This window comes from Sphingosinicella sp. (assembly GCF_052387495.1).
In the GTDB taxonomy this organism is placed as follows: domain Bacteria; phylum Pseudomonadota; class Alphaproteobacteria; order Sphingomonadales; family Sphingomonadaceae; genus Allosphingosinicella.
In genome coordinates this window covers 1-9,989 of sequence record NZ_JBQTJC010000043.1, presented here as the reverse complement: position 1 = coordinate 9,989, position 9,989 = coordinate 1, and the positions used below count along the sequence as shown (strand labels likewise).

At 68.8% G+C, this 9,989-nt stretch carries 14 protein-coding genes; 10 read left to right on the top strand and 4 right to left on the bottom strand.

Translation table 11 applies throughout. The features are described 5' to 3' along the window. The first annotated feature begins 15 nt into the window (after positions 1 to 15). Complete coding sequence (locus ACT4N8_RS02650) at positions 16 to 156, top strand: DUF4170 domain-containing protein (protein ID WP_444856588.1); 141 nt, start codon at positions 16 to 18, stop codon at positions 154 to 156. A gap of 11 nt (positions 157 to 167) precedes the next feature. Further along, positions 168 to 1,715 carry a malate synthase A gene (gene aceB / locus ACT4N8_RS02645; RefSeq protein ID WP_444856586.1) on the top strand — a complete coding sequence of 516 codons (1,548 nt, stop codon included), beginning with the start codon at positions 168 to 170 and terminating at the stop codon, positions 1,713 to 1,715. A 64-nt stretch (positions 1,716 to 1,779) separates the two neighbouring features. On the opposite strand, the gene rplT is transcribed toward aceB, so the two are convergent. Together rplT and rpmI are read right to left on the bottom strand one after the other, a co-directional pair. Next, entirely contained in the window at positions 1,780 to 2,142 is a 363-nt protein-coding gene (rplT, locus tag ACT4N8_RS02640; RefSeq protein WP_444856585.1) for a 50S ribosomal protein L20, read from the bottom strand. A 14-nt stretch (positions 2,143 to 2,156) separates the two neighbouring features. After that, on the bottom strand, positions 2,157 to 2,360 hold the full coding sequence (gene rpmI / locus ACT4N8_RS02635; protein WP_444856584.1) for a 50S ribosomal protein L35: 204 nt from the start codon (positions 2,358 to 2,360) through the stop codon (positions 2,157 to 2,159). Positions 2,361 to 2,508: 148 nt separating this feature from the next. On the opposite strand from rpmI, the gene ACT4N8_RS02630 reads away from it, so the two are divergent. Together ACT4N8_RS02630 and ACT4N8_RS02625 are read left to right on the top strand one after the other, a co-directional pair. Then, positions 2,509 to 3,375: a helix-turn-helix domain-containing protein gene (locus tag ACT4N8_RS02630; protein ID WP_444856583.1), complete on the top strand. Its 867-nt coding sequence runs from the start codon at positions 2,509 to 2,511 to the stop codon at positions 3,373 to 3,375. A 73-nt stretch (positions 3,376 to 3,448) separates the two neighbouring features. Continuing rightward, a complete protein-coding gene (locus tag ACT4N8_RS02625; protein ID WP_444856582.1) occupies positions 3,449 to 3,877 on the top strand; it encodes a VOC family protein in 429 nt (142 codons plus the stop codon). Here the strand turns inward: ACT4N8_RS02625 and ACT4N8_RS02620 are convergent. Then, positions 3,850 to 4,284 carry a bleomycin resistance protein gene (locus ACT4N8_RS02620; protein WP_444856581.1) on the bottom strand — a complete coding sequence of 145 codons (435 nt, stop codon included), beginning with the start codon at positions 4,282 to 4,284 and terminating at the stop codon, positions 3,850 to 3,852. The two genes, ACT4N8_RS02625 and ACT4N8_RS02620, sit on opposite strands and share 28 nt — an antisense overlap. Before the next feature lies 1 nt (position 4,285). After that, positions 4,286 to 5,221 carry a ribose-phosphate pyrophosphokinase gene (locus tag ACT4N8_RS02615; protein WP_444856580.1) on the bottom strand — a complete coding sequence of 312 codons (936 nt, stop codon included), beginning with the start codon at positions 5,219 to 5,221 and terminating at the stop codon, positions 4,286 to 4,288. 77 nt (positions 5,222 to 5,298) lie between these two features. On the opposite strand from ACT4N8_RS02615, the gene gltX reads away from it, so the two are divergent. From gltX to ACT4N8_RS02585, 6 genes are all read left to right on the top strand, one after another. Continuing rightward, a complete protein-coding gene (gene gltX, locus ACT4N8_RS02610) occupies positions 5,299 to 6,636 on the top strand; it encodes a glutamate--tRNA ligase (RefSeq protein WP_444856579.1) in 1,338 nt (445 codons plus the stop codon). Positions 6,637 to 6,750: 114 nt separating this feature from the next. Further along, a complete protein-coding gene (locus ACT4N8_RS02605) occupies positions 6,751 to 7,407 on the top strand; it encodes an energy transducer TonB (protein WP_444856578.1) in 657 nt (218 codons plus the stop codon). Between the two features lie 67 nt (positions 7,408 to 7,474). Next, entirely contained in the window at positions 7,475 to 7,801 is a 327-nt protein-coding gene (locus ACT4N8_RS02600) for a hypothetical protein (protein WP_444856577.1), read from the top strand. A 14-nt stretch (positions 7,802 to 7,815) separates the two neighbouring features. Beyond that, on the top strand, positions 7,816 to 8,763 hold the full coding sequence (gene ribD / locus ACT4N8_RS02595) for a bifunctional diaminohydroxyphosphoribosylaminopyrimidine deaminase/5-amino-6-(5-phosphoribosylamino)uracil reductase RibD (protein ID WP_444856587.1): 948 nt from the start codon (positions 7,816 to 7,818) through the stop codon (positions 8,761 to 8,763). After that, the gene (locus tag ACT4N8_RS02590) at positions 8,763 to 9,377 is read left to right on the top strand and encodes a riboflavin synthase (protein WP_444856576.1); all 615 of its coding nucleotides are present in this window, start codon (positions 8,763 to 8,765) and stop codon (positions 9,375 to 9,377) included. Before ribD ends, ACT4N8_RS02590 begins: the two co-directional genes overlap by 1 nt. A gap of 43 nt (positions 9,378 to 9,420) precedes the next feature. Further along, positions 9,421 to 9,989 (top strand): 3,4-dihydroxy-2-butanone-4-phosphate synthase (locus ACT4N8_RS02585; RefSeq protein ID WP_444856575.1); only part of this gene is annotated, 569 nt, incomplete at its 3' end.

The following is a 9,989-nucleotide window of genomic DNA, read 5'->3' as shown; positions in this document are numbered from 1 at the left end:
GCGGAGTTCCGCGCCCTGATCCCCGGCACCGAGAAAATGGTCGGCCCGTTCGAGGACGAGCACAAGGCCCGCAACGAATGGGTGCGGCTGACCTATTGCCCGCGCACCGCCTCGGCCACCACCCGTTACTCGATCGCGGCCGAGGCCATGCAGTGACGGCGCTGGACTTGGCCGAGCGTCCGGCGGCGCTTAAGGGCCCGGACGTGCCCCGCGCCGCCGACGTCCTCACCGAAGACGCGCTCGCTTTCGTCGCCGCGCTCCACCGTCGCTTCGACGCGCGGCGCAGGGCGCTGCTCGCCGCCCGGCTGGAGCGGCAGCGGGCGTTCGATGCGGGCGAACTGCCCGATTTCCTGCCCGAAACCGCTTACATTCGCGAGAGCGAGTGGCAGGTCGCGCCGATCCCCGCCGACCTGATGGACCGGCGGGTCGAGATCACCGGGCCGACCGACCGGAAGATGGTCATCAACGCGCTCAATTCCGGGGCGCAATGCTTCATGGCCGATTTCGAGGACGCGACGGCGCCGACCTGGGGCAATCTGGTCGAGGGCCAGGCGAATCTCCGGGACTATTGGCAAGGTACGCTCAGCTACGACGATCCGGCGAGCGGCAAGCATTATGCCCTGGGCGACGCGCTCGCCGTCCTGCTCGTCCGCCCGCGCGGCTGGCATCTCGACGAGCGCCATTTCGAGGTCGAGGGCGCGCCGGTCGCCGGCGGCCTGTTCGATTTCGGCCTCTATCTCTGGCACAACGCGAAAGCCGCGCTCGCGGCGGGCTCCGGCCCCTATTTCTACCTGCCCAAGCTCGAAAATCACCGCGAGGCGGCGCTGTGGAGCGACGTTTTCGGCTTCGCCGAAGAGCGGCTCGGCCTGCCGCGCGGCACGATCAAGGCGACCGTGCTGATCGAGACGATCACAGCCGCCTTCGAGATGGACGAGATTCTCTACGCGCTGCGCGAGAATATCGTCGGCCTCAATTGCGGCCGCTGGGACTATATCTTCTCTTATATCAAGCGCTTGGGCCGCAACTCCGAGCGGCTGACGCCCGACCGCTCGGCGATGACGATGGATAGGGCCTTCCTCGCCGCTTACTCGCTGAAGCTGATCGAAACCTGCCACCGCCGCGGCGCCTTCGCGATGGGCGGGATGGCCGCGCAGATTCCGGTCAAGGGCGACGAAGCGGCGAACGACGCCGCCTTCGCCAAGGTCCGCGCCGACAAGCGGCGCGAGGCGGCGAACGGCCATGACGGCACCTGGGTCGCCCACCCGGCGCTGGTCCCCGTCGCGCTCGAAGTGTTCGACCGCCCCAACCAGCTCGACCGCCGCATCGACAGCGGCGTGATGCGCAACCAGATGCTCAACCTGCACGAGGGTCCGCGCACCGAAGCGGGCGTGCGCGAGAATATCCGCGTCGGCATTCAGTACATCGCCGCCTGGCTCGGCGGGCGCGGCGCGGTCCCGCTCTACAATCTGATGGAGGACGCGGCGACCGCCGAGATCTGCCGCACCCAGCTCTGGCAGTGGCTGAAGTTCGGTGCGGCGCTCGACGACGGTCGGACCTTCACCCGCGACCTCTTCGAAGCGCTGGTCGAGGAAGAAATGGCGCCCCTACCCGCCACCGACCGCCTCGCCGAGGCGCGCCGCCTGTTCGAGAAGCTGGTCCTCGCCGACGACTGCGCCGAGTTCCTCACCCTGCCGGCTTACGAACGGCTCGACTGAGCCAAGGGAAAGGGCGCGGGAATCGCTCCCCGCGCCCTTTCGGAAAAGTCGCTGCGCCGAAGCGTCAGGCGGCGGGCAGCGCGCCTTTCGCCTGGGCGACGATCGCCTTGAAGGCGTCGCCTTCGTGCATCGCGATGTCGGCGAGGACCTTGCGGTCCAGATCGACGCCGGCGAGCTTCAGGCCGTGCATGAACTGGCCGTAGGTGAGGCCTTCCATGCGCACCGCGGCGTTGATCCGCTGGATCCAGAGCGCGCGGAAAGACCGCTTCTTCACCTTGCGGTCGCGATAGGCGTATTGGCCGGCCTTCTCGACCGCTTGACGGGCGATGCGGATCGTGTTCTTGCGGCGGCCGTAATAGCCCTTCGCCTGCTCCAGGATCCTTTTGTGACGGGCCTTGGTGGTGGTCCCGCGCTTGATGCGTGCCATCTGTCAGTACCTCCTTATTTCAGGCCGTAGGGCGCCCAGAGCTTCACCCGCGCCGTATCGGCGTCGGCGAGCACGTCGGTGCCGCGGTTCTGGCGGATGTACTTGCCATTGTGGCTGATCAGGCGGTGGCGCTTGCCGGCCACGCCGTGCTTGATCTTTCCGGTGGCGGTGAGCTTGAAGCGCTTCTTCACACCGCTCTTGGTCTTGAGCTTGGGCATTTTGTCTCCTTTGGCGCTTGCGCGACGTTTGAGAACGGCCACGGCAGCCCTTGTCGGCCGGGCAGTTCGTTCTTCCAGAGGCTGGAAAGCGTTGCGCCTATATGGGGCGGGCCTCGAAAAAGCAAGACACCTGGCCTAAAGCCGAGCCATGGAGACTCGCCGCCCCAGCCGGGTTCGCGTCCATGACGACGGCGTCGACCGCTGGGCCATCGCCGAGGCGCTTCCGGCCCCGGCGCTCCGCGGCCGGATCGGCCATTACAGCGACTATTGGGAGGAGACGGCGAGCTTCGCCGCGCGGCGCGAACTGGCGGCGACCGAGGGTGTGCTGATCTATGCGCTGGGGGCGCCGCTCGAGATCACCGGCGCCGACGGCGGGATGGTGACGGTGCGGGCGGGCGAGGCCTTCGCTGGCGGCATCGCCGATGCCACCTCACTGTCGCGCGCGCTGGGACCGCAGGCCGGCATCCACGTCTTCATGCCACTCGCCAGCCTCGCCGCCGTCTGCGGCGTGCCACTTGCCGAGCTCGCCAATTGCGTCGTGCCTTTGCGCGACCTGATCGGAAGTCCGGCCGACGATCTCGGCGGCGCGCTGTGCGAGGCCGATCATGCCGAGGGCCGCTTCGCCCGGCTCGACCGCTTCCTCGTATCGCGCTTCGCCGAGGCTGATGAGGAAGATCGCGCCGTCGCCTGGGCGATGGGCCGGCTCGCCGCCGCGTCCGGACCGATCACCAGCGCGCTCGCCAGCGAGATCGGCTGGAGCCGCAAGCATTTCGTCCGCCGCTTCCGCGCCGCCACCGGCTTCTCGCCAGACCGCTACCGCCGCCTAGCCCGCTTCGAGCGCTTCACGGCGGCGATCGCCAGGGCACCCGGCGACAGCCTCGCCGGCCTCGCCGCCGAATCCGGCTATGTCGACCAGGCACATCTCACTCGCGAGGTGCACGACTTTTCCGGCATGACCCCCGGCGAGCTCCGCGCGCGCCTCATCCCCGGTGAGGGCGGCGTGCGCCACGATTGAGGTGCCAATCCTACAAGGCGGGCGACGGAAAAGCGGCTAGCAAAGCGGGACATCGGCTTCAGGAGGAGCGAACATGACCGTCAAGCCCGCCATCATCCCGTGTCTGCGCTACCAAAACGCGCCCGCTGCGATCGACTTCCTTTGTGACTCCTTTGGCTTCGCCCGCCACGTCGTTCATTCCGATGATAAGGACCCGTCGCTCATCCATCACGCCCAGCTCACCGACCGGGGCAACATGATCATGCTCGCCAGCGTGACCGATTCGGATTGGGCGCGGAAGGCAGGGCTGAAGACCGTGTCGCAGGCCGGCGGCAACACGCAGGCGCCCTATGTCGTCATCGACGATGTCGATGGCCACGCCGCCCGGGCCCGGGCGGCGGGCGCCGAGATCATCTCCGAGCCGGAGGACCAGGATTACGGCGGCCGCGTCTATTCGGCGCGCGATCCCGAAGGCTATGTCTGGAGCTTCGGGAGCTACGATCCCTGGGCCGATCCCGCCTGAAAGCGATAGTCCCATTGGTCCGCATTTGGGCCGATGCCCTGGCCGAAGATGACGAGGTGGCCGTCCGGATCGCGGACGGTCAGCTCGCGCTGGCCGTATTTCTGGTCGACGGGGCCGCGCCAGCGATCGGCCGGCAGCGTCGCCAGCCGCTCGGCCAGACGGGCAAATTCGGCCTCGACGTCATGAACGTCGAAGTAGCAGCTCAGCAGGTGGATCGTGGGCACCTCGTCCGCGCCAACTTCGAGCAGGCGGATCGCCGCGCGCTCGCGCTCGAGATAGGCATAGCCGCCGCCCACGGCGTAGGCACCGAATTCAAGGATGCCGGTATAGAAATCGAGCGAGGCCTTCAGATCGCGAACGCCAAGGAAGGGCGTGACCTGGATGATGTTGGGCCGCGCGTCCGCCACGTCAGTCGAACAGGCTGGAGACGGAGGCCTCCTCCGCGATCCGCTTCATCGCTTCGGCGAGCAGGGGCGCGATGGTGAGGAGGCGGATCTTGGCGCAGGCGTCGGCGGCTTCGTAGGCGGCGATCGAATCGGTGACGACGAGCTCGCTCAGCACCGATTTGTCGACCCGCGCCACGGCCCCGCCGGAAAGCACGCCATGGGTGCAATAAGCGATGACGTCCTCGGCCCCGCCCTCCTTCAGCGCCGCCGCGGCGTTGCACAAGGTGCCGGCCGAATCGACGATGTCGTCGATCAGGATGCAGAAGCGTCCTTCGACGTCGCCGATGATGTTCATCACCTCGGATTCGCCGGCCCGCTCGCGGCGCTTGTCGACGATGGCGAGCGGGGCGTTGTCGAGCCTTTTGGCGAGCGCGCGGGCACGGACGACGCCGCCGACGTCGGGCGAGACCACGGTGATCGGCTTGCCGGAAAAGCGCGCCTGGATGTCCGCCGACATGACCGGCGCGCCGTAGAGATTGTCGGTCGGGATATCGAAGAAGCCCTGGATCTGACCGGCGTGAAGATCGATGGAAAGCACCCGGTTGGCGCCGGCGACGGTGATCAGATTGGCGACCAGCTTGGCCGAGATCGGCGTGCGCGGACCTGGTTTGCGGTCCTGCCGGGCATAGCCGAAATAAGGGAGGACGGCGGTGATCCGCTTGGCCGAGGCGCGCCTGAGCGCGTCGATGCAGATCAGCAATTCCATCAGATTGTCGTTGGCGGGATAGGAGGTCGACTGGACGATGAAGACGTCCTCGCCGCGAACATTCTCGTTGATCTCGACGAAAATCTCCTCGTCGGCGAAGCGCCGCACGCTCGCCTTGGTGATCGGGAGCTCGAGATATTGGGCGATCGCCTGGACGAGCGGCGGATTGGAATTGCCCGACATCAGCTTCATGGCGCTCCCTTTAAGGGGCGAGGCCGCGAAGGCAAGGGCGTTGCCCGGCGCGGCGGCGGCGAATAGAGCCGCGGGCGATGAGCGTCGTCACCCGCTTCGCCCCCGCGCCGACGGGAAGGCTCCATGTCGGCAACATCCGCGCCGCGCTGCACAATTGGCTGTGGGCGAAGAAGCATGACGGACGCTTCCTGCTCCGGCTCGACGACACCGACCGGGAGCGGAGCCGCGAGGAGCATGCGGGCGCGATCCGCGCCGACCTCGCCTGGCTCGGCCTCGTTTCCGACGAGGAATATCGCCAGTCGGCGCGGTTCGATCGCTACGATTCGGCGCTGGCCCGGCTGGTCGAGGCGGGCCGCGCCTATCCGGCCTATGAGACGGCGCAGGAGCTCGAGCTCAAGCGCAAGGTGCTGCTGGGGCGCGGAAAGCCCCCGGTGTACGACCGCGCGGGGCTCGCGCTGAGCGAGGCGGACAAGGCGAAGCTGGAGGCGGAGGGACGACGACCGCATTGGCGCTTCAAGCTCGATCACGCCGCGAAGATCGAATGGGACGATCTGATCCGGGGTCATCAGCATCTTGATCCGAGCCTGCTCAGCGATCCCGTGATCCGCCGCGAGGACGGCTCCTGGCTCTACATGCTGCCGAGCACAGTCGACGATATCGAGATGGGCGTGACCCACGTTGTGCGCGGCGAGGACCATGTCACCAATACCGGGCTGCAGCTGCAGATGTTCGAGGCGCTGGGCGCCGCCCCGCCCGCCTTCGCGCACGAGGCTCTGCTGGTCGGCTCGGAAGGGAAATTGTCGAAGCGGCTGGGCTCGCTCGGGGTGGAGGCGCTGCGCGAGGCGGGGATCGAGCCGCAGGCGCTGGTCGCCAAGCTGGCGCGGATCGGGACCAGCCTGCCGGTCGAGCCGTTCGCGAGCGCTGGTCCGCTGATCGAGAGCTTCGACTTCGCTACCTTCGGGCGCGCGCCGGCGCGGTTCGATCTGGACGAGCTCGCCGCGCTCAACGCGCGCATCGTCCACCAGCTCGAATACGATCGGGTCCGCGACCGGCTGCCGCCCGGCATGGGTGCGGACGACTGGGCCGCGCTGCGGCCGAACCTCAAGACGGTGGCCGAGGCGGGCGACTGGTGGGAGATTCTCCACGGCCACGTCGAGCGGGCGGCGCCGGCGGAGGATCGCGATTTCCTCGCCGCCGCCGCCGATGCGGCCGAGGCGATCGACTGGGCCGAGGCGCCCTGGGCGGCGCTGACGGCGAGGCTGAAGGAGAGCACGGGCCGTTCCGGCAAGACCTTGTTCCGGCCGTTGCGCCTCGCGCTGACCGGGCGGGAGAGCGGGCCCGAGATGGCGGTGCTGCTGCCGCTGATCGGGCGGGACGAGGCGATCGTCCGGCTCAGCGCCGCAGCTTCAGGTTGAGCTTTTGGTTGCGCAATGGCGGGCGGATGCTCGCCGCTGATTTCAGGGATAGTATATCATCACGATATAGTGTAACATGGCGCCGCCTGAGTCGTTTGCGAAAGGAGAGGAGCCATGTCGCAAGGAGGCTTTTTCGAGCAGAAGCGGGCAAGCCCCGCCAGCCTCGCTTTGGTCGTCGCATTGCATGCCGGCGTGCTCGGCGCGGTCGCGCTGGTGAAGGGGCCGGAGATCAGCAAGCATCTGTTCCCGCGAACCAAGGTGACCTTCATCCCGCTGCCGGACGTTCCGCCGGAAGTGCCCCCCGAGCCAATTCAGGTGCCGGAGCAGCGGATGACGGTGGTCACGCCGCAAATTCCCGACCTGCCGCCGCGACCCGAGAATCGAATCAGGGAGGTGCAGCGTGAGCCGGTCGGCCCGATCGGCCCGCCGATCGGCGGCGGAGGCGGCACGGTCGTGCCCGATCCGCCCGCGCACGTCCCCGTGCGCCGCGAGGCGGAGCTCGACCCGCGCTATGCGGCGATGCTCCGGCCGCCTTATCCGGCCGCGGAGCAGCGGGCGCAGCGCGGCGGCACGGTGCGCATCCGCGTGACCATCGGCACGGACGGGCGAGTGCGTGCGGTGGAGCGGGTCTCGGCGACCAGCGACGCCTTCTGGGCGGCGGCGGAGCGGCAGGCGCTGACCCGCTGGCGCTTCCGCCCGGCGACGCTCGACGGCCGACCGGTGGAGAGCAGCAAGGTGCTGACTTTGCACTTCCGGATCGAGGACGCGTAACCCGCGACAACCGACGTGTTGGCGGCGGGGCTGGCGGCGGCGGCGCGGGGGCATTATCTTAGGCCCTATGCCGCTGCCCCGCCCCGCTTCGCCCCGCTTCCTCTGGCAGGACATGAAGGCCTTCTGGGCGAACCGTCCGCGCCACCAGTGGCTCGCGGCGGTGCTCGCCGTGCTGATCCCGATCGGCATCGTCGCCGCATTCTATATCGACAGCGGACACAACGTCCGGCCGGTCCAGACCATCTATTACGTCAACTCCTGGCCGGTCACCCGGACCGACGAGGAGATCAAGGCCAAGCAGAGGACCGACCAGGCCGAGCGCGAGGCCCGCGAGCGCGCGCGCCGGCAGGAATTCCAGCGGCTGGACGACCAGCTCAACCGGCTGGGCATTTGAGCGACCAAGGCTGGATGGACGCGGCGATCGCGCTCGGCGAGCGCGGCCGCGGCCGGACCGCGCCCAACCCCCATGTCGGCTGCATCATCGTCAAGGACGGCGAGGTCGTCGGTCGCGGCTGGACCCAGCCGGGCGGGCGCCCCCATGCCGAGGCGGTGGCGCTGGCGCAGGCGGGCGCGGCGGCGGAAGGCGCGACCGTCTATGTCTCGCTCGAGCCCTGCGCGCATGAGAGTGGGCGCGGGCCGGCCTGCGCGGACCTGCTCGCCGCCGCCAAGCCGGCGCGGGTCGTGATCGCGGCGGACGATCCCGATCCGCGCACCAATGGTGCCGGGGCCGAGCGGCTCCGCGCGGTGGGTATCGCGGTGGAGACGGGGTTCGGGCGCGAGGCGGCGGAAGCCAGCATGGCCGGCTTCTTCAGCCGCGTCCGCCGTGGGCGGCCGTTCGTCACCCTGAAGCTCGCCTTGTCGATCGACGGGCGGATCGCGCTCGCGTCGGGCGAATCGCAATGGATCACCGGCGAGGATGCCCGCGCCCACGCCCATCTCGAACGGGCGCGGGCCGACATGATCCTGGTCGGGCGGGGCACGAACGAGGCGGACGCACCGCAACTCGACGTGCGCCTGCCCGGGCTCGAGGACCGCTCGCCGCGCCGCGCGCTGCTCACCCGGGGCGAGGCACCCGAAGGCTGGGCCAAACTTGCATCTCCGGAAGAGATTTTCAGTCTCGGCGACGTCAACGACCTGCTCGTCGAAGGCGGCGCCGGCGCGGCGGCTTCCTTCCTTGCCGCAGACCTGGTCGACCGGCTGCTCGTCTATCGCGCCCCGATCCTGATCGGCGACGGCAAGGCCGCGGTCGGCGATATCGGCCTCGCCGGTCTGGCGGACGCGCACGGCCGCTGGCGCCTTGCCGACACGCGCGCGCTTGGCAGCGACCGGCTCGAAGTCTACGAGCGCACCCGCTGATGTTCACTGGAATCGTCACCGATATCGGCCGAATCGAGGCCGTCGAGGCGCGCGGCGACCTGCGCCTTCGCATCGGCTGCGGCTACGACATGGCGACGGTCGATCTCGGCGCGTCGATCGCCTGCTCGGGGGTCTGCCTGACCGTGGTGGACAAAGGCGAGGACTGGTTCGCCGTCGACGTCTCGGCGGAAACGCAGAGCCGCACCGCGCCCGGGCTCTGGGTGGAGGGATCGCGGCTCAATCTCGAACGCGCGCTCAAGGTGGGCGACGAGTTGGGCGGCCATATCGTCACCGGCCATGTCGACGGGATCGGCGAGATCGTCGCGGTCGACGCGATCGGCGATTCGACCCGGATCGCGATTCTCGCCGGGGCGGAGGTCGCGCCTTATGTCGCGTCGAAGGGCTCGATCGCGCTCGACGGCGTCTCGCTGACCCTGAACGAGGTGGGGAACGCGCCCGACGGCGGCGTCCGCTTCACGCTCAACCTGATCCCGCATACGGCCGGCCAGACGACGTTCGGCGATGTGACGGCGGGACGCCGGGTCAACATCGAAATCGACATATTGGCGCGCTATCTCGGCCGCATGATGGAGCAGCGCGCCGCTGTGGTGTGATTCCGTATTGCAAGATCACATTACAGTGTGATACGCCGCACATATGAGCACTCTCCTGATCGACCGCGTCTGCGAGCTTGTCACCGGCGGCGAGATGAGCCGGGCCGGGCTCGCCCGCGCCGCCGGCCTCCATCCCAACTCCCTGCGCAAGCTCGGCGATTCGGACTGGAACCCGACCGCCGAGACGCTCGGCAAGCTCGCGCGCTTCCTCGCCGGTGGCAGCCGCGGCGTGATGGCGCGCGCCGTGGCGAACATCGACGAGGCGCGCAACGGCCGCATGTTCATCCTCGTCGACGACGAGGACCGCGAGAATGAGGGCGACCTCGTCATCCCCGCGCAGATGGCGACGCCCGACGCGATCAATTTCATGGCCAAGCACGGCCGCGGCCTGATCTGCCTCGCGCTGACCCGCGAGCGGGTCGATGCGCTCGGCCTGGCGCCGATGAGCCGCTCGAACGGCACCCGCCACGAGACCGCCTTCACCGTCTCGATCGAAGCGAGGGAGGGGGTGACGACCGGCATCTCCGCCGCCGACCGGGCGCGCACCATCTCGGTCGCGATCGACGCCGCAAAGGGCCCGGAGCATATCGTCACGCCGGGCCACGTCTTCCC

Bases quoted from the DNA above. Each gene is read 5' to 3' on its own strand.
- rplT (WP_444856585.1), bottom strand. From the start codon at position 2,142: ATGGCACGCATCAAGCGCGGGACCACCACCAAGGCCCGTCACAAAAGG.
- rpmI (WP_444856584.1), bottom strand. From the start codon at position 2,360: ATGCCCAAGCTCAAGACCAAGAGCGGTGTGAAGAAGCGCTTCAAGCTC.
- ACT4N8_RS02630 (WP_444856583.1), top strand. From the start codon at position 2,509: ATGGAGACTCGCCGCCCCAGCCGGGTTCGCGTCCATGACGACGGCGTC.
- ACT4N8_RS02625 (WP_444856582.1), top strand. From the start codon at position 3,449: ATGACCGTCAAGCCCGCCATCATCCCGTGTCTGCGCTACCAAAACGCG.
- ACT4N8_RS02615 (WP_444856580.1), bottom strand. From the start codon at position 5,221: ATGAAGCTGATGTCGGGCAATTCCAATCCGCCGCTCGTCCAGGCGATC.
- gltX (WP_444856579.1), top strand. From the start codon at position 5,299: ATGAGCGTCGTCACCCGCTTCGCCCCCGCGCCGACGGGAAGGCTCCAT.
- ACT4N8_RS02605 (WP_444856578.1), top strand. From the start codon at position 6,751: ATGTCGCAAGGAGGCTTTTTCGAGCAGAAGCGGGCAAGCCCCGCCAGC.
- ACT4N8_RS02600 (WP_444856577.1), top strand. From the start codon at position 7,475: ATGCCGCTGCCCCGCCCCGCTTCGCCCCGCTTCCTCTGGCAGGACATG.
- ribD (WP_444856587.1), top strand. From the start codon at position 7,816: ATGGACGCGGCGATCGCGCTCGGCGAGCGCGGCCGCGGCCGGACCGCG.
- ACT4N8_RS02590 (WP_444856576.1), top strand. From the start codon at position 8,763: ATGTTCACTGGAATCGTCACCGATATCGGCCGAATCGAGGCCGTCGAG.